Source organism: Roseococcus sp. (assembly GCF_965227005.1).
GTDB lineage: Bacteria > Pseudomonadota > Alphaproteobacteria > Acetobacterales > Acetobacteraceae > Roseococcus.
Map to the genome: position 1 here is coordinate 1 of NZ_CBDDFJ010000012.1, position 16579 is coordinate 16579.

The 16579-nt window shown below is 72.7% G+C and carries 18 protein-coding genes and 2 pseudogenes; 7 read left to right on the plus strand and 13 right to left on the minus strand.

What is annotated here, in order from left to right:
- Positions 1-110 precede the first annotated feature (110 nt).
- The 7 genes and pseudogenes from ACO057_RS05775 (at position 111) to ACO057_RS05805 (ending at position 6117) form a co-directional block, all read left to right on the plus strand.
- Entirely contained in the window at positions 111-1148 is a 1038-nt protein-coding gene (locus ACO057_RS05775) for an FUSC family protein (protein WP_421989543.1), read from the plus strand.
- Entirely contained in the window at positions 1058-2152 is a 1095-nt protein-coding gene (locus ACO057_RS05780; protein ID WP_421989545.1) for an FUSC family protein, read from the plus strand. Before ACO057_RS05775 ends, ACO057_RS05780 begins: the two co-directional genes overlap by 91 nt.
- A gap of 12 nt (positions 2153-2164) precedes the next feature.
- A pseudogene (locus tag ACO057_RS05785) lies at positions 2165-2329 on the plus strand (DUF1656 domain-containing protein); the annotation flags it as partial.
- Positions 2330-2453: 124 nt separating this feature from the next.
- A complete protein-coding gene (locus tag ACO057_RS05790; RefSeq protein WP_421989547.1) occupies positions 2454-3314 on the plus strand; it encodes an efflux RND transporter periplasmic adaptor subunit in 861 nt (286 codons plus the stop codon).
- A gap of 86 nt (positions 3315-3400) precedes the next feature.
- Positions 3401-4503: pseudogene (locus ACO057_RS05795) on the plus strand (multidrug effflux MFS transporter).
- A 31-nt stretch (positions 4504-4534) separates the two neighbouring features.
- Complete coding sequence (locus ACO057_RS05800; protein ID WP_421989549.1) at positions 4535-5824, plus strand: NAD(P)/FAD-dependent oxidoreductase; 1290 nt, start codon at positions 4535-4537, stop codon at positions 5822-5824.
- 44 nt (positions 5825-5868) lie between these two features.
- Complete coding sequence (locus ACO057_RS05805) at positions 5869-6117, plus strand: hypothetical protein (protein WP_421989577.1); 249 nt, start codon at positions 5869-5871, stop codon at positions 6115-6117.
- Position 6118: 1 nt separating this feature from the next.
- On the opposite strand, the gene fabG is transcribed toward ACO057_RS05805, so the two are convergent.
- The 13 genes from fabG to ACO057_RS05870 all read right to left on the minus strand — a co-directional run.
- A complete protein-coding gene (gene fabG, locus ACO057_RS05810) occupies positions 6119-6826 on the minus strand; it encodes a 3-oxoacyl-ACP reductase FabG (protein WP_421989551.1) in 708 nt (235 codons plus the stop codon).
- Positions 6823-7260, minus strand: coding sequence for a phosphotransferase (locus ACO057_RS05815; RefSeq protein ID WP_421989553.1), 438 nt, complete (start codon positions 7258-7260; stop codon positions 6823-6825). Before ACO057_RS05815 ends, fabG begins: the two co-directional genes overlap by 4 nt.
- On the minus strand, positions 7254-8033 hold the full coding sequence (locus ACO057_RS05820) for a beta-ketoacyl synthase chain length factor (RefSeq protein WP_421989555.1): 780 nt from the start codon (positions 8031-8033) through the stop codon (positions 7254-7256). The genes ACO057_RS05815 and ACO057_RS05820 overlap by 7 nt, the downstream gene beginning before the upstream one ends.
- A complete protein-coding gene (locus ACO057_RS05825; protein WP_421989557.1) occupies positions 8030-9214 on the minus strand; it encodes a beta-ketoacyl-[acyl-carrier-protein] synthase family protein in 1185 nt (394 codons plus the stop codon). Before ACO057_RS05825 ends, ACO057_RS05820 begins: the two co-directional genes overlap by 4 nt.
- Before the next feature lie 11 nt (positions 9215-9225).
- Complete coding sequence (locus ACO057_RS05830; RefSeq protein ID WP_421989559.1) at positions 9226-11526, minus strand: MMPL family transporter; 2301 nt, start codon at positions 11524-11526, stop codon at positions 9226-9228.
- Positions 11523-12074 carry a LolA family protein gene (locus tag ACO057_RS05835; RefSeq protein WP_421989561.1) on the minus strand — a complete coding sequence of 184 codons (552 nt, stop codon included), beginning with the start codon at positions 12072-12074 and terminating at the stop codon, positions 11523-11525. Before ACO057_RS05835 ends, ACO057_RS05830 begins: the two co-directional genes overlap by 4 nt.
- 8 nt (positions 12075-12082) lie before the next feature.
- The gene (locus tag ACO057_RS05840) at positions 12083-12994 is read right to left on the minus strand and encodes a hypothetical protein (RefSeq protein WP_421989563.1); all 912 of its coding nucleotides are present in this window, start codon (positions 12992-12994) and stop codon (positions 12083-12085) included.
- Positions 12994-13263, minus strand: a complete 270-nt coding sequence (locus ACO057_RS05845; RefSeq protein ID WP_421989565.1) for a hypothetical protein — start codon at positions 13261-13263, stop codon at positions 12994-12996. The genes ACO057_RS05840 and ACO057_RS05845 overlap by 1 nt, the downstream gene beginning before the upstream one ends.
- A complete protein-coding gene (locus tag ACO057_RS05850; RefSeq protein ID WP_421989567.1) occupies positions 13260-14561 on the minus strand; it encodes an AMP-binding protein in 1302 nt (433 codons plus the stop codon). The genes ACO057_RS05845 and ACO057_RS05850 overlap by 4 nt, the downstream gene beginning before the upstream one ends.
- The gene (locus ACO057_RS05855) at positions 14551-15057 is read right to left on the minus strand and encodes a hypothetical protein (protein WP_421989569.1); all 507 of its coding nucleotides are present in this window, start codon (positions 15055-15057) and stop codon (positions 14551-14553) included. The genes ACO057_RS05850 and ACO057_RS05855 overlap by 11 nt, the downstream gene beginning before the upstream one ends.
- A 4-nt stretch (positions 15058-15061) precedes the next feature.
- Complete coding sequence (locus tag ACO057_RS05860; protein ID WP_421989571.1) at positions 15062-15358, minus strand: phosphopantetheine-binding protein; 297 nt, start codon at positions 15356-15358, stop codon at positions 15062-15064.
- A 106-nt stretch (positions 15359-15464) separates the two neighbouring features.
- Positions 15465-16127: a methyltransferase domain-containing protein gene (locus ACO057_RS05865; protein WP_421989573.1), complete on the minus strand. Its 663-nt coding sequence runs from the start codon at positions 16125-16127 to the stop codon at positions 15465-15467.
- A partial coding sequence (locus ACO057_RS05870) for a class I SAM-dependent methyltransferase (protein ID WP_421989575.1) occupies positions 16124-16579 on the minus strand: 456 nt, incomplete at its 5' end. The genes ACO057_RS05870 and ACO057_RS05865, both read right to left, overlap by 4 nt.

A 16579-nucleotide genomic window follows, 5' to 3' on the forward strand; every position in this document is an offset into this window, starting at 1 on the left:
CGGCACATCGAGAAGGTGCTCACCGATCTGCGCGAGCGCGTCTTCGCGGGGATCAGCGACGCCGACATCGCCGCCACGCTTCGCGTCTTCGACGCGCTGGAGCCGATGCCATGACGCTCCCCAGCGGACGGGACTGGCTCTTCGCGGGCAAGGCCTATCTGGCCGCGATACTGGCCCTCTACATCGCTTTGGCCTGGGACATGCCGCGTCCCTACTGGGCGATGACGACGGTCTATATCGTGATGAACCCGCTCTCGGGCGCCACCGCCTCCAAGGCCATCTTCCGCGCCTGCGGGACCGTTCTGGGCGCGACCGCCGCCGTCGTGCTCGTGCCCAGCCTCGTGAACACGCCCGAGCTCCTGGTCCTGGCCATCGCGCTATGGACCGGCACGCTGTTCTATCTCTCGCTGCTGGACCGCACGCCGCGCAGCTACGTCTTCATGCTGGCCGGCTATACCCTGCCCCTCATCGCCCTGCCCGCGCTGGCCGCACCCGAGACCATCTTCGACGTCGCGACGGCCCGCGCGCAGGAGATCCTGCTCGGCATCACCTGCGCCGCGGTGGTCAGCGCCGTCGTCCTGCCGGTCAGCATCGGGCCGGTGCTGACGGGGCGGATCTCCATTTGGCTGCGTGATGCGGGCGCCTGGGCGCAGGAGATTCTGCGCGGCGAGGACGCGACTCCCCTCGCGCGCCAGCGTCTCGCCGGCGACATCGCCGCGATGGACATGCTCATCAGCCAGATCTCCTACGACGCCCAGGCCAGCGACATGGCCGGCCAGGCCCGCGAGCTGCGCGGCCGGCTGCTCCTGCTGCTGCCTCTGCTCTCCTCCCTCGCCGACCGGATGCAGGCGCTCCGCCTCGAGGCCGACGGCCTGCCCCCCGAACTGCGCGAGCTGACGGCGGAGATCGCGGAATGGATGGGCGCGGGCGCCAACCTCGACACCGCGGCGATCCTCGCGCGGCTGGATGCGCTGGAGCCTTCCACGGCCCAGATGCGCAGCTGGAGCGGGCTCGTGACCTCCAGCCTCGTCGCGCGCCTGCGCGAGGTGGTGGAGCTGTGGCGCGACTGCCTCGCCCAGCGGCGGAACATCGCCGCCGGCCCTGCGCGCCCCCGCCGCGCAGGAACAGCTCGCACGGCCGCCTCCTGATCGGAAGCAACCGCCATCATGACCATGTGATGATGGCCGTCACCGCCGGCTCCACCGTGCTCGCCATCTTCCTGGCAGGGCTGATCTGGATCCACAGCGGCTGGACGGGCGGCGCCAATTTCATGGCGGTCGCCGCCGTGGCCTGCTGCTTCTTCGGCGCCGCCGACCGCCCCGTGCCGATGATGCGCTCGATGTTCGTCTGGGGCGGTGTCGCCATGCTGGGCGCCGGCCTCTTCCTCTTCACCGTCATGCCTGCGGTTCACGACTTCGAGCTTCTGGCTCTGTGCCTCGCGCCGCCCTTCCTGCTGATCGGGCTGATCATGCCGCGGCCGCAGACCTTTCTGATTGCCATGACCCTCTCCACCATGGGCGCGGGCTCGCTGGCGCTGACCAGCCGCTACAACGTCGATTTCGCGAGCTATGCGAACGAGAACATCGCGGTGCAGGCCGGCGTGCTCTTCGCCCTGGTCTGGACGATGGCCACCAAGCCCTTCGGCGCGGCGCTGGCCGCACGGCGCCTCGCCCGCGCGGGCTGGGCGGATCTGGCGGCGCTGGCCGCCGGCACCGGCCGCGGCGACCACGCCGCGCTCGCCGGGCGCATGCTGGACCGTCTCGGTCAGCTCACGCCGCGGCTGGACGCCGAGGGCGCGGGCCATCTCGCCGGCCTCGACGGGCTGGCGGAGCTGCGCATCGGCTACAACGTGCTCGACCTCCAGCGCGACCGGCGTCGCCTGGGCCCGATGGCGAAGGCGCGCATCGACGAGGTGCTGGCCGGCGTCAGCGGCCATTTCCGCGACAGGATCGGCGGCGGCCCCGCCACGCCGCCGGATGCGCTGCTCGGCCGCATCGACGACGCGCTGGAGCAGACGGTGCGCGAAGCCGACCGGCCCGTCGCGCGCGATGCGGCCCAGGCCCTGGTCGGGCTGCGGCGGGGCTTCTTCCCCCTCGCACCGGGCCCACGCGGGCCGGCTCCCGCATGCGCCCCGCTGGCCGCGGCGGCCTGATTGAGAAAGATCATGAACCCCGAACTCGACGTCCATGGCGTCTTCATCCCGAGTTTCCTCGTGCTGATGATCACCGCCTATGCCCTCACCCAGGTCGCGCGCCGGTTCATCGGCTGGACCGGATTCTACGATCTCGTCTGGCACCGCGCGCTGTTCAACCTCGCGCTCTATGTCCTCATCCTGGGCGCGATCCACGCGCTGTCGCGGGAGCTTCGCGTGATGCCTCCCTTCCTCAGATCCACCCTCCGCGTGGCCGTGACGCTGGCGGCCGTCGGCGCCGCCCTTCTTCATCGCCCGCAGCATGTGGGACCATTATGTCGACGAGCCCTGGACGCGCGATGCGCGCGTGCGCGCCGACGTCGTCAGCATCGCGCCCGACGTCTCCGGCCTGGTGAGCGACATCCTCGTGCAGGACAATGCGCCGGTGCATCGCGGCGACGTGCTGTTCCGCATCGACCGCGAGCGCTTCGAGATCGCGCTGCGCCAGTCCGAGGCCGCGCTGGCGGGCCGGCGCGCTACCCTCGCTCAGGCGCAGCGCGACCTTTCCCGCTACGAGGCCATCCGCGAGGTCGTCTCGCGGCAATCCGCCGAGCAGGCGCACACCGCCGTGGCGCAGGCCGAGGCCGCGCTCGCCCAGGCCACGGCCGACCGCATGCTGGCGCAGCTGAACCTCACGCGGTCCGAGGTGCGCGCCGCGGTGAACGGCACGGTCGCCAACCTCACCTTGCGCCCGGGCGACTATGTGCCCGCGGGCAAGGCCGTCCTGGCCCTGGTGGACACGGATTCCCTGCGCGTCGAGGGCTATTTCGAGGAGACGAAGGTCCCGCGCATCCACATCGGCGATCCCGTCGCGATCCAGCTCATGGGCCAGTCCTCCATGCTGAGCGGCCATGTGCACAGCATGGCCGCGGCCATCGAGGACCGTGAACGGACGGCGGGCACGGGCCTGCTGGCGAATATCAACCCGACCTTCACCTGGGTCCGCCTCGCCCAGCGCATCCCGGTGCGCATCGCGCTGGATCGCGTGCCGGAGGGGACGCGCCTCGTGGCCGGCCTCACCGCCACGGTGCAGGTGCTGGCGCGCCCTGCCGATGCCCCCGTTGGCGATGCCCCGGTTGGCGATGCCCCGGTTCACGACACTCCGGCTCGCGAGGCGCCGTGAGGGACGTGCCGCAGGACGACGCGCCCGCCAAAGCCAGCGTCCCGCTCTGGCTGCTCGCGCTCTTCACCTTCAGCGGCACCATGGCCATGCACATCTTCGTGCCGGCCCTGCCGCGCGCGGCGGAGGATCTGCAGGCCAGCATCGGCACGATGCAGCTGACGGTGAGCCTCTACATCCTCGGTCTCGCCATCGGGCAGCTCATCTACGGCCCCGTCTCCGACCGCTTCGGGCGGCGGCCGGTGCTGATGGTGGGGCTCATGATCTATGCCGCGGCCGGCTTCGCCGCCGCCCTCGCGCCCGACGCCCATTCGCTGATCGCCGCGCGGCTCTTCCAGGCCTGGGCGGCTGCGCGGGGCTGGTGCTGGGGCGCACCATCGTGCGCGACACCTCCTCGGCCGAGGGCTCGGCACGGCGGCTCGCGGTGATGAACCTGATGGTGACGATCGGCCCCGGCGTGGCGCCGATGATCGGCACCGCGCTTTCCGAAACCCTGGGCTGGCGCTCGATCCTCTATGTCCTGAGCGCTTTTGGGCTGGTCAACCTGGTCTTCTGCTGGAAGCTGCTGCCGGAGACGCGCGCGCTCACCTCGCGCAGCGGCAATTTCCTCCGCCATGCGGTGAACCTGCTGCGGTCGCCGGCCTTCCTGGGCTATGCGATCGGCGGCGGCTGCGCGACCACGGCGGTCTATGCCTTCGTTGCGGCCGCGCCCTTCATCTTCGTGCACCAGCTGCACCGCCCGTCGCATGAGGTGGCGATCTATCTGGCGCTGCTGGTGCTGGGGATGTGGGTCGGCAGTGCGACGTGCAGCCGCCTCATCGGACGCGTGGCGCTGGAGAAGCTGCTGGTGCGCGGCAATCTGCTCAGCGCCGTCTCGGCCTTCGCCTTCCTGGCGACGGTCCTGACGGGGCATCTGAGCGTCGCGGCCATGATGGGGTGCATGTTCGGCTTTGCGGTCGGCCTGGGCCTCGCCTCACCCGCCGCGCTGACGCAGGCGATGAGCGTGAATCCCCAGGCGATCGGCTCGGCCTCGGGCCTCTTCGGCTTCATCCAGATGGCGGTCGGGGCGCTGTGCACCGCCGCCGGGGGGCTGGGGTCCAATCCGGCGCTGACGGTGGCCATCGTGCTTTCCGTGGCGGGGATCGTGGCGCAGGGCTCGTTCTGGATGGCGCTGCGCCGCCAAAACGCTTGACGTGTCATGGACCGGGCCGGATTTTCCGGCGATGAACACATCCCCCGAGGTCCTGGTCATCGGCGGCGGTCCCGCCGGCTCCACCGCCGCCGCCACGCTGGCGATGCAGGGCCGCAGCGTCGTCCTGCTGGAGAAGGAGGCGCATCCGCGCTTCCACATCGGCGAGAGCCTGCTGCCCGCCAATCTCGACATCCTCGAACGGCTCGGCGTGCTGGAGGAGGTGCGCGGCATCGGGGTCCACAAGCCGGGCGCGGAATTCGTCTCCGACCGCACGGGGCGCAGCTGCGCCTTTCCTTTCGCCCAGGCGCTCAACAAGGCGCGCACCCATGCCTGGCAGGTGAAGCGCTCGGAGCTCGATGCGCTGCTCTTCGCCAATGCCGCCCGCAACGGCGCCGAGACGCACGAGAACATCCGCGTCACCGACGCCGTCTTCGCCAAAGGCGAGCGCGCCACCATCCGCGCCAGGAATGCCGATGGCGAGGAGCTGACCTTCCATCCGCGCTACGTGCTGGACGCCTCGGGCCGCGACACCTTCCTCGCCGGGCGCATGCGCGTGAAGGCGATGAACAAGCACAACAACACCGCCGCCATCTACGCGCACTTCCAGGACGTAGAGCGGCGCTCGGGCGAGCTGGACGGCTATATCAGCATCCACCTGGCCGAGGATGGCTGGTTCTGGCTCATCCCCCTGCCCGGCGGCGTCATGAGCATCGGCTTCGTCGGCAACCAGACGGCCTGGAAGGGCCGCAAGGGCACGCCGCGCGAGCTCTTCGAGGCGCGCATCGCCAGCAGCCCCACCGTCGCCGCCCGCACGCGCGGCGCGCAGATGATCTCGGAGATCTTCTCCACCGGCAATTACAGCTATCGCGCGCGGCAGGGCTGCGGCGAGGGCTTCCTCATGATCGGCGACGCCTATGGCTTCGTCGATCCGATGTTCTCGACCGGCGTGCTCATGGCCATGACGGCGGGCGAGCTGGGGGCCAAGGCCGCCCATGCCTGGCTGGACGATCCCGCGCGCGGCCACCGCCTCGCCGAGCGCACCAATCGCGAACTGGCCCAGGCGATGGACCGCATCAGCTGGCTCATCTACCGCATCAACGATCCGGTGATGCGCTCGCTCTTCATGGCGCCGCGCAACACGCTGTGGATGCGCGACGGCATCATCAACATGCTGGCCGGAAATCTGCGCGGCGACCCGCGCGCGGTGGTGCCGATCCTGAGCTTCAAGGCCGTGTTCCACACCCTGTCCGCGCTGCACCGCCTCGGGCTCGGCCCTGCCATGCCCGAAGCGGTGCCCGAGCGTATGATGGCGGCGGAGTGAGGCGAATCGTGCCAGCATCGCGGAACGAGAACTGGAGATCGAGAATGAACTTTCCCAAGCTGGGCGTGATTGCCATCGGCGGACTGCTGGCGCTCACCGGCTGCTACCGCAATGCCGAGGGCCAGGGACCGATGCAGCGCACCGGAAATGCGCTGGACCGCGCGGGGACGGATACCGGCCAGGCGCTCGGCCGGGCGGCGGATTCGACGGGCAATGCGCTCAACCGCGCCGGGGAGGATACCGGCGCCGCCATGAACCGCACGGGCAGCTGGATCCGCAACCGGACGCAGTGATTCAGCCGAGCCCGCCGCTGACGGCGATGGTCTGGCCGGAGATATAGCCGGCGCGCTCGGAGGCCAGGAAGGTGACCAGATCGGCCACCTCTTCCGGTTTTCCGGCGCGGCGGGCGGGCACCAGGGCCGCGATCTTCTCGCGCGGCATGGCGGCCGCCACGGCCGGGCTGTCGATGATGCCGGGCGCCACGACATTGGCCGTCACCCCGCGCGCGGCATATTCCAGCGAGACGGATTTCACCGCGCCGATCAACCCGGCCTTGGCAGCCGCGTAATTGGCCTGGCCGCGATTGCCCATGATGCCCGAGATGGAGGAGATGGCGACGATCCGCCCCCAGCGCGTGCCGATCATCGGCAGAATCAGCGGGCGCAGCGCGGCATAGAAGCCGTTCAGCGTCACATCCACCACGCCGCGCCACTGCGCCTCGGACATGCCGGCGAGCGGCACGTCGTCATGCGTGCCGGCATTGTGGACCAGGATCTGGACCGGGCCTCCGGCCAGCAGCGCCTCCATGGCCGCGGCCGTGGCGGGGATGTCGGTGAGGTCGCAGGCGAAGGCGCGGCCGCCGATCTCGCCGGCCAGCGCCTCGGCGCGGGCGAGGTTGCCATGGGCATGGACCAGCACCTCATGCCCCTCGGCCGCGAGGCTGCGGCAGATGGCCGCGCCGATCGGGCTCGATCCGCCCGTCACCAAGGCCCGGCGCATCATGCCGCGCGCCGCAGGATGACGGAGGCCTGGCCGGTGACGAGCATCGTCTCGCCTGCGGAGATCTCGAAGCGGTAGATGAAGCCCCCGGCCTCGGCGACCAGGGCCACGGCCTCGATCCGCAGCGCATCGAGCAGGTCGTCCAGCCGGTCCACCCGCAGCGTCAGCTCGCGCAGGCTGCTCACGAAGCCCACCGGCTGCGCCGCGCCCGAGGTCAGCGCGCCGTGCAGCGCCATGGCTTGGAGCGCGAATTCCACGCCGCAGACGGCGGGCAGGATCTCGTCGCGCCGCAGCGGGTTCGACGGGTCGCGATGGCGCTCCGTCTCGCAAAGAATGCTCGAGGCATCCCAGGCCGCCGCACGGTCCAGCAGGCACATCGCCCCCTGATGCGGGATGAGGCCGGCGATGGCCTCGCGCCCGAGCGGCGGGGTCAGCATGGCGCGACCTCGATCTCCAGATGTGCGTCCTCCAGATAGGGCAAGGCGATCCGCGCCGCGCGCCGCGCCGCCAGGGCCCGCAGCAGCGGCAAGGCGCGGGCGGCGGCATTGCCCTCGGCCAGGGCGTCCAGGCCTTCGGTCGGGGATGGAGGCGCGGCGCCGGGGCGGTAGCTCAGCGCGATCGCGGCCTGCGCGCCGGCCGGCTGCGGGTGCAGGACCATCGCCACCGCGAAGGGGAAATCCGTGCGCCGCACCGCCTCGAAGGGCGGCGGCATGGGCGTGTCATAGGCGCAGAGCAGGATCGGCCGTCCGCCCGCGACCACCGAGGTCATGGCCGCCAGCAAACCGGCCGCGAAGCTGCCGTCATGCCCGCCGACGCTCAGCGAGGGCGCCGTGGAGCCCGCGGCGATATGCCAATAGCCCGCCGCCGCGTTGTGCACAGAGTTGTGGAACTGCGTGGGCGAGATGGCGCCTTGAGGATCGTGCATCGCCGCCATCATGGCCCCGATCACCGCCCCGTCGCCATTGGCGCTGGCGAAGACGGTCTCCAGGGCGACGCGATCCTCGTCCTGCGTGGCCTCGCCGGCCGCCGCGAGCGCGAAACGCACGGTCGCGCCGGCGCGGCGGCGCTCGGTCGCGGCCAGGAGGGCCGGCGGCGGGGCCTGCGCCTCGGTCCGCGCCCATTCGGCATGCCCGGCCAGGACCGGCTCGGACGCCGCCCATCCGGCAAGCCCCGGCCCCCAGACCGACAGGCCCCTGATCCAGGCTCTCATGCCCCGAGGATCAGGCTGCAATTGCTGCCGCCGAAGCCGAAGGAATTGCTCATCACCCGCCGCAGCGGCGCCGCCGCATTGGCCGTCACCACCTGCGCGCGGAAGGTCGGGTCGGGCTCGGCGATGCCGAGGCAGCCGGGGATCAGCCCGTCCTCGATCGCCAGGATCGCCAGGATGGCCTCGACCGCGCCCGAGGCGCCCAGCGTATGGCCCATCCAGCCCTTGGTGGAGCTGCAGGGCACCGCCTCGCCGAAGACGTGATGGACCGCGCGGTCCTCCATGGCGTCGTTGGCGCGGGTGCCGGTGCCGTGGAGGTTCACGTAGTCGATCTCCTCGGCCGTGAAGCCCGCCGCCGCCAGTGCCGCGCGCATCGCGCCCACGGCGCCCAGCCCGTCCGGATGCGGCGAGGACATGTGGTGGCCGTCGCTGCTCGCGCCCGCGCCCAGCAGGCGGGGCGCGCCGGCGGGGGCGTCGGCGGGGCGCTCCAGTAGCAGCAGCCCGGCCGCCTCGCCGATGGAGATGCCGTCGCGGTCGGCGGCGCAGGGGCGGGTCGGGCCGGAGCTCAGCAGTTCCAGCGAGGCGAAGCCGTTCAGGGTGAGCCGGCAGAGGCTGTCGACGCCGCCGGCGACCACGGCATCGGCTAGGCCGCTGGCGATGAGGGACGCGGCCTGCATGAGGGCCCGCGCGCCCGAGGTGCAGGCGGTCGAGACCACCAGTGCCGGCCCGGCGAGGCCCAGGCGGGCGCGCAGGTAATCGGCGAGGGCCTGGAGGTCATGGGTGCGCGCATAGTCGAAATCCGCCGGCAGGGCGGTCTCGCCGGGGGCGCGGCGGGCATGGGCCCGCTCCGTCTCCTCGATGCCGGCGGTGCTGGTGCCGACAACCACGGCGATGCGATCCGCGCCATGGCGGGCGCGCGCCTCGGCCACGGCCTCCTCGAAGCCGTCGGCGCGCAGGGCGAGTTCGGCCAGGCGGTTGTTGCGGCAGTCGAAGGCGGCCAGCGCAGCCGGGGGCGCGGCCTCCTCCAACCCCTGGACGGCGCCCACCCAGATACCGGCCGGCGCGCCGGGGAAGGCGCAGGGCGCTAGCCCGCCGCGGCGGTCCCGCAACGCCAGGCGTAGGCTCTGCGTGCCCGTGCCCAGCGCGGTCACGGCGCTGCGGGCGGTGATGGCGAGCGGCCACATCGCGCCCGGCCTCAGTGCCGCGCGGCCGGCGCGGAGAGCGCGCAGGCCAGCAGGAAGGCCGCGGCCACGCCGACGGCCACCGTCAGGCCGATGCCGTGCAGCACGGGCGTGTCGCAGAGCGCCAGCAAGCCGAAGGTGAGCAGGGTGGAAATCGCGCAGGTCAAGACGGCTCCCAATCTGTCGTCATCCACGTCGGGGGCGCCTCTTATGGCGAGGAATAGCGAATAATCAATGGCAAGGCCGGCGAGCAGCAGCAGCGCGGCGAGGTGGAAGAGGCTTATCGCCTCGCCCGACAGCGCCAGCACGGCCAGCGTCACCAGCACCGCCCCGCCGATGGGCGCGGCCACGCCGATCCCCGCCCGCACGCCCCGCAGCCCCGCCATCAGCAGGATCAGCACGAGCCCGCCGCCGGCCAGCGCCCAATGCAGCGTCGTCGCGCCGTATTCGGCCAGCAGGCGCTCCATCTCCAGCTTCACGTCCAGGAAGAGCACGCCGGGCAGCTCCAGCGCCCGCGCCGCCGCCTCCAGCGCGAGCGGATCGCCCACGCCGCTGGCCGGGGCGATGCCCCAGACCTCGTCGCCATGCCGACTGAGCAAGGGGGAGAGCCGGGCGGCGACGGTGGGCGCGCCCTCGGCGAAGGTCGCGGCGTCGAGCGGGGGCAATCCCCGGCTTTCCTCGACGGCCGCCAGGAAGGGGGCGAAGGCGGTCGGGCGGAAGGGCATCCCCTCGGCCGCGACGCGAAGGGCTGCGGCGAGGGCATCGGCCTGCGGCAAGGCCGCCTGGCGCTGCCGCTGGAGCGCGGGGCTCGGCAGGTAGCGGCTGGGCAGGTCGATCCCCGCGAGCAGGCCGCGCTCGATCAGCGGCCGCGCGGCCACGGACAGCGCCTCGGCGCGGGCCAGCACCTCGCCTTCCGTGCCCGGGCCGAGGACGAAGAGGCTGCGCACGTCGGGCGCGCCGAGCTGGCCGCGCAACTCGCCGTCCAGCGCCTGCTGCGCGGCCGGAATGGGGCTGAGCGCGGCGAGGTCGCGCTGCCAGGGCGGCCCGCCCGTCGCGACCAGGATCGCCACGGCCGCGAGCATCGCGCCGAAGGCCCAGCGCGGCCGGCCACGCAGCGCGTCCAGCGCAATCCAGCCGGGCAGCGGCCGTGCGGCGATGCGGGTTTCCGGCGAGACCAGCCGGGGCAGCAGCCAGCGCGTCGTGGCCGCCGCCGTCAGCAGCCCCGCCCCCGCGAAGACGCCGATCTGCACCAGCCCCGGCAGCCCCGATCCCAGCATGGCCAGCAGCCCCGCCGCCGCCGAGATCGCCGCCAGGCGCAGAGTCGGCCAGATGCGCGCGGCGGCCTGGGGCAGGCTCTCCTCAGGCCGGCGCAGGGTCAGCAGCAGGATGGGGTAGTCCACCGTCACGCCCAGCATGGTCATCCCGAAGCCCAGCGAGATGGCATGGACGGAGCCGAAGAGCGCGGCGGCCGCCGCATAGCCCGCGACCACCGCCGCCAGCAGCGGCACGGCGACGAGCCCCAGCAGGACCAGCGACCGGAAGCGCCAGTACAGGAAGGCCGCGAGCAGCAACACCGAGGCCGTGGTGATCATCTCCACATCGCTGCGGATCTGCGCGGCGGCGGCGGCGGCGAAGACGCCCGGGCCGCTCAGCAGCAGGCGCGCGGAACCCGGATGCGCGGCGTCGAAGGCAGTCTGGAAGGCGGCCATCGCGGCGCGCTGCGCCTCGGCGTCGAGCCCCGCTCCCTGCCCCCGCGCCACCAGCAGCGCGCGCGCGCCACCGGGCGCGAACCACGCCCCGTCCGCGCTCTCGACGCGGCTGTCACTCAGCCATCCGGCGGCGAGACCGAGGAAGGCCCCGGTGGGGTCGGCGAAGCCGAAACGCGCCAGCAGCGGTGAAGCGGCCGAGCGCAGTCCGTCCAGCAGCGCCTCCAGCTTCGCGCGCAGGGCCGGCACGGCGAAGGCCTCCGGCGTGGTCTCCGCCGAGAGCAGATAGCGATGGCGGAACAGAAAGGCCTGCTCGGCCTCCGAAAGCTGCAGGCTGCCATCGCCGACGAAGGCAAAGCGTCCCGAGGCGCGCAGCCCCGCCGCCGTCTCGCGCGAGAGCCGCGCCAGCTCCTCGCGCGGCGCGCCCTCGATGGCGGCCAGCAGCAGGGTCGTGGCCGCGCCGCTCTGCAATTCGCGGAAGAGGAAGGCGCTGGCCGGGGTGCGGCCGGCGGGCAGGAACTCCACGAGATCGGCGCGCGGCGGCACCCGCCAGGCCAGCAGCCCACCCGCGACAAGCAGGACCAGGAGCGCGGCGAAAAGGCGCTTCATGGGCCGGGGCGGATCCTCATGCGGGTCGTGCTGCCATTGCCCTCGGTATCCACCCCGGTCGGCTGGTCGGCCTGGCCGGTGACGAGGATGCGCTGTACCGAGGCGCGCAGGCGCAGCGAGAGCGGGCGCAGGACGAGCCGCCAGGCACCGTCGTGGCGGCCCTCGAACGCCACCTCGTAATGGCGGCGCAGCGTCGGCAGGTCGCCGGCCAGGGTGCCGCGGATGGCCTCGACCAGCGCCTGCATCTCGGGTTGATCGGCGAGCGAGAATTCGCGCCGGATGTCGCGATCGGCGCGCTCATAGACCAGCCGCCCGCCCGCGACGGTCAGCCGCTCGTCGATGGGCGAGGTGGTGTGCTTCTCCAGACGATCGGGGGCGGACCAGGAGAGCGTGCCCTCATTGGGCAAGGGCAGGTCGAGCTCGGGGATGGCGCGCTCCTCCGTGAAGCGGTCGCGCCGCTCGCGGATGGCGGCGAGCGCGGCCATGAGGCGCGAGAGCTCGTCCTCCTGCGCCCAGGCGGGGCCGGCGACGAACGTGCCCAGAAGCACGCGCCGCCTCAAAGCCTCTCCTCCGCCCAAAAATCGTGAAAGTTGAACCAGTTGTAGGGGTACTCCCGGCAGATCGCCTCCAGCCGCGCGGCGTAGCGGTCGGTGGAGGCCGCGATGGCCTGCTCGCGCTGCGCGCGCGGCGTCGGCCCGCCCGGCGAGAAGGCCTCGAAGCGCATCTCGTAATGGCGCGGCCCACGCCAAATGCCGAAGGCCGTCATGACCGGCGCCCCCAGCACCTCGGCCAGCAGATGCGGCCCCGTCGGCAGGGGCGCGGGACGGCCGAGGAAGTCCACGCGCCGGACGCGCTCGCCGCCCGGATTGCGGTCGGCCAGCAGGCCCACGAGCCCGCCCGCCTCCAGCGCCTCGCGCACGCGCAGCATCGCGCCGGGCTCGCCCAGCGGAATCACCGCCCCGGCGCGATCCGGCCCGCCCAGGGCGTCGAGGATCGCCTTCAGCCGGGCATTGGCCTCGTGCATCAGCACGGAGACCGCCACGGGCGAGCCGGCATCGGCCACGGCCCGCAGGGCCTCGAAGCTGCCGAAATGCGCGCCGAAGAGCAGGCAGCCCCGGCCCTGCGCGATCACCTCGCGCAGCGCCTCGAGGCCCCGGATCTCGAGGGTGAAGCCCCGCGTCTCGCCGGGCACCAGCCATACGCGGTCCAGGATGGTCGAGGCGAAGGCGAAGTAGAGCCGCCACAGGTCGCGCAGCCCGGCCGGGCGATCCAGAGCGCGCCCGAGATAGACCCGTGCCGCCGCCCTCTGCCGGGGCGAGGAGAGCAGGAAATAGGCCGTGATCGGGCGCAGAAGGATCTGCGCGACATGCCAGCCCAGCCACCGCGCGACCCAGACCATGGCGCGGACGACCGCGTCGCTGCCGCGCTCGGGCGTCGCGGTCCAGGCGGCGCGCGATCCGTCGGGCATCAGAACTCGCCCAGCAGGACGGTGGTTTCGCCGCGGCGGCAAATGAAGGCGGTGCGTCCGCTCGCGCGGGGCTCGAAGCGGATCTCCACCTCGTCGCCGGGCGCCACGGGGGCGGCGAATTTCGCGCGCAGGATGCGCCGCGGCGGTGCGCCGAAGGCAGCCGCCGCCTGCAGCACCGCATCCAGCAGCAGCACGCCGGGCACGATCGGCCGGCCGGGAAAATGTCCGGGCAGCGCCGGATGGTCCGCCGGCAGGACAAAGCGTGTCATGACCCGAGCGCTGCCAGCGCCTGGCGCGGCAGCTTGCCGAGCCCGTCGCGCGGCAGGGCCTCCACCAGGATCATCCGTCGCGGCAGGAAGGCCGGGTCCACCTTGGCGCGCAGCGCCGCGAGGATGTCGTCGGCCGTGCGCCCCGGGGCCACGACATAGGCGGTGAGGCGCGAGGTCGGGTTGCTGTCGAGGTCCTCGGGCGCGACGAAGACGCCGTCCAGCACGCCCTGCACCCCGGCCAGCACCCGGTTGAGCTCTGCCAGGGAGGCGCGCTTGCCGCCCAGCTTCACGAGGTCCGACAGGCGGCCCATCAGGCGGAAGCGGCCATCGGCGTCGAATTCCAGCGCGTCCGATAGCGCGACCTCGCCGATGCCGGGCACGGTCGCGACGCCGGGGCGCAGCGCGATGCCGGGATAGGCCAGCCAGCGCTCGTCGCGCAGGATGCGGCGGCTGGCCATGGAGCCGGCCTCGCTGGCGCCGTAGATCTCGAGCATCGCCGTGCCCCAGTCGCGCTCCACCGCCTCGGCCGTCTCGCGCGGCAGGGGCGCGGTGGCGGAAATGACGGCCGCGAGCCGCGGCATCGGGCGGCCCTCGGCCAGCAGGGCGCGCAGGTGCAGCGGGGTGGTGACGAGCAGGCGGGGCTCCGGCACGCCCGCCAGCGCCTCGCGCACGTCGGAGGGGAAGAAGGTCGCGCCCGAGTGGATGGCGACGGCGGCCTGGAGCGGCAGCATCATCGTCGTCTCGAAGCCGTACATGTGCTGCGGCGGCACGGTGGCGACGAGGCTGGTGACCGGCCCGTCGCGCAGCCCGAAGCGCTCGGCCGCCGCCTCGGCATGGGCAACCAGCGCGCCCCAGGGCTTGAGATGGGCGGTGGGCCGGCCGGTGGAGCCGGAGGTGAAGGCGATGGCGGCCAGCCGATCGGGCGGAATGGCGGGCCATTCCACGGACGCGCCCACAGGACGATCCACGCGCTGGACGGGCATGGGCGTGCCGGGCCGGTCGTGGTCCAGCATGGCATAGGCGCCGGGATAGTCGCGGGCCGCCATGTCGAGAAAGGCGGGCGCCGCCCCCGGCCCGCCGCCGAGCAGCGTGGGATGGCCGCGCAGCACAGCCGCAATGAAGCCGAGCAAGGCGAGATAACGGTCGGCGCAGAGGTTCACCGCGTGACCCGCCTCGGGCAGGCGCGCCGCCAGCGCCGAGGCCTGATCGAGGAAGGCGCCGACCGTGACCGGCTCTCCGCCGCGATGGCAGAGGACCTCATCTCGTCCGCGCCGGGTCGGCGATCCGTCAGGCCGCATGGGGATGCTCCCCGCGCCGGGTGCTGGCCTGCCAGATGGCGGCGAAGGTCCGCCAGGGCGTGGCGATGCCGAGCTGCGGCATGACCAGGCTGCGCAGCGCATGCTCGCCGAGAAAGACGCCCATGACGACGGCGGCCTGCCAGCGGCCGACCGCCGCCGTGCTCCACAGGTCGGTCAGCGCCAGGGCGTGCAGGAGCGCGAAGCCGGCGAGCAAGCCCGTCCAGGCCGCCGTCAGCCGTCGCGTATAGCCTTCGCACTCCGCGGGCAGGCCCATCCGGTCGCAGCGGGCATAGCGGGTGATGAGCGGAACGGCGCCGGGACGCAGCGTCATGCCGAAGCGCAGCGCCACCAGCAGGTTGATCAGCATGGCGACGAGTGCCGGCCCGTGCCGCCCGGCGAGCCACACCGCCAAGGCGCCGAGGAGAATCTCGGGAATGATCGCCAGGGCCCAGAGGGTCGGCCCTGTCCAGGACCTCCCCTGGCGCCTGGCGGTCATGGCGCTAACCCGCCCGCTGCTTCGCGATGTGCCCGGCCAGGCTGCGGAGCGAGGTGAAGATGCGGTGGTTGCGCTCGTCATCCGAGCGTAGCTGGACGCCATAAGCCTTGGAAATGACGAGCGACATTTCGAGCGCATCGATGGAATCCAGCCCGAGACCCTCGCCGAAGAGCGGCGCCTCGGGGTCGATCTGCTCCGGCGCGATCTCCAGCGACAGCGCGCCGACGATCAGGCGCGCGACCTCCGCTTCGAAAGGATCGGCGGATTGCCCTCGCAGGGCCGTGGCGTCCTGGATGGTCATGAACTCCCCGCAACGGTGATGGCCATATAGCGCCGCACCAACACCGATGGTTGAGTGCCAACCGTCTTTTTCATAGCAGAGGGTCCTTGCGACCCGCAACGCCGGGTCAAGCCGCCCGCTCTGCGGTCAGCATGACATTGGGCAGCGGGGTCCAGCCCCAGCAGGGCCGCACCTGGATCGCGAAGCCGCGCCGACGCAGGGGCTCGGCGAGGCGCTCCAGGGGCAAGGGGCGGAAGGCCGAGCCGTCGCGCCGCAGCCGCCGTCCGGCCTCCTCCATGGCGCTGCCGAGGCGGGCCCGCCAGCCGCAATCGGGGTCGAAGGCGCGGATGACCACGCGCCGGCTCGCCGCCGCGCCCATGCGGTCGATGAGGTCGAGCTGGGCGGAAATGGGCATCTGCAGCAGCACGTCGAAGATGAGCACCGTGTCGCAGGGCGGCACCGGGGCCAGGGCCAGGTCGGCGGCCTCGAAGCGCGCCGGCAGGCCCTCGGCCGCGCCCTTCGCGTCGCGGATCTTGCCGGCATCGAGGTCCAGCCCCGCGACGCTCTCGGCCAGACCCGCCAGCAGCAAGGCGAGGCCCACCTGCCCCCGCCCGCAGCCCAGATCGGCCACCCGGCCGAAGCCGCCGGCCCGGGTGGCCAGCCGCAGGATCGCCCCGGTGGCCGGGTCGGTCAGCAGCTTGCCCTGGACGAAGCCGCGGGCGTAGCGCGAGCAACCGGAATATCGGCCCACCACCTGGGCGGCGAGCGGGCGCAATGCGGGAGGCGTCACGCGCGGCGCGCCCGATAGGCGCGGAAGGCGCCGAGCTCGGTCTCGCAGGACACCTCGGCGAGCCCGGCCTCGCCCAGCCGCGCCAGGATCTCGGCGGGGGGCACGCAGGCGTCGATCGTGTCCCAGTAGTAGCGCATGAGCAGGCGCGAATCGCGGCCCAGCATCCGGCTGAGCATGGGCACGACGCCCCCGACATAGGCCTTGGTCAGGGCATAGCCGAGGCGGCTTTCCGGCCGGGCGATCTCCATCACCAGCACCCGCCCGCCGGGGCGCAGGACGCGGCGGAACTCGGCGAAGAGCACGCCCAGATCGGTCACATGGCGCAGGGCATAGCCCATGCTGACGAAGTCCACGCTGGCATCGGCCAGCGGCAGCTCCTCCGCGCGGGACTGGAGGAGCGGGATGGGCAGCGCGGCCCGCGCCTCGCCGAGCATGCCCAAACTGAGGTCGAG

What these genes read in the sequence shown, in the direction of transcription:
- ACO057_RS05825 (WP_421989557.1), bottom strand. Translation starts at nt 9,214, where the DNA reads ATGTGGCCGCTCGCCATCACCGCCCGCAGCGCCGTGACCGCGCTGGGC.
- ACO057_RS05815 (WP_421989553.1), bottom strand. Translation starts at nt 7,260, where the DNA reads ATGCTGACCCCGCCGCTCGGGCGCGAGGCCATCGCCGGCCTCATCCCG.
- ACO057_RS05790 (WP_421989547.1), top strand. Translation starts at nt 2,454, where the DNA reads ATGTGGGACCATTATGTCGACGAGCCCTGGACGCGCGATGCGCGCGTG.
- ACO057_RS05840 (WP_421989563.1), bottom strand. Translation starts at nt 12,994, where the DNA reads ATGCCCGACGGATCGCGCGCCGCCTGGACCGCGACGCCCGAGCGCGGC.
- ACO057_RS05860 (WP_421989571.1), bottom strand. Translation starts at nt 15,358, where the DNA reads ATGACCATCCAGGACGCCACGGCCCTGCGAGGGCAATCCGCCGATCCT.
- ACO057_RS05800 (WP_421989549.1), top strand. Translation starts at nt 4,535, where the DNA reads ATGAACACATCCCCCGAGGTCCTGGTCATCGGCGGCGGTCCCGCCGGC.
- ACO057_RS05850 (WP_421989567.1), bottom strand. Translation starts at nt 14,561, where the DNA reads ATGCGGCCTGACGGATCGCCGACCCGGCGCGGACGAGATGAGGTCCTC.
- fabG (WP_421989551.1), bottom strand. Translation starts at nt 6,826, where the DNA reads ATGATGCGCCGGGCCTTGGTGACGGGCGGATCGAGCCCGATCGGCGCG.
- ACO057_RS05855 (WP_421989569.1), bottom strand. Translation starts at nt 15,057, where the DNA reads ATGACCGCCAGGCGCCAGGGGAGGTCCTGGACAGGGCCGACCCTCTGG.
- ACO057_RS05830 (WP_421989559.1), bottom strand. Translation starts at nt 11,526, where the DNA reads ATGAAGCGCCTTTTCGCCGCGCTCCTGGTCCTGCTTGTCGCGGGTGGG.
- ACO057_RS05775 (WP_421989543.1), top strand. Translation starts at nt 111, where the DNA reads ATGACGCTCCCCAGCGGACGGGACTGGCTCTTCGCGGGCAAGGCCTAT.
- ACO057_RS05820 (WP_421989555.1), bottom strand. Translation starts at nt 8,033, where the DNA reads ATGAGAGCCTGGATCAGGGGCCTGTCGGTCTGGGGGCCGGGGCTTGCC.
- ACO057_RS05845 (WP_421989565.1), bottom strand. Translation starts at nt 13,263, where the DNA reads ATGACACGCTTTGTCCTGCCGGCGGACCATCCGGCGCTGCCCGGACAT.
- ACO057_RS05805 (WP_421989577.1), top strand. Translation starts at nt 5,869, where the DNA reads ATGAACTTTCCCAAGCTGGGCGTGATTGCCATCGGCGGACTGCTGGCG.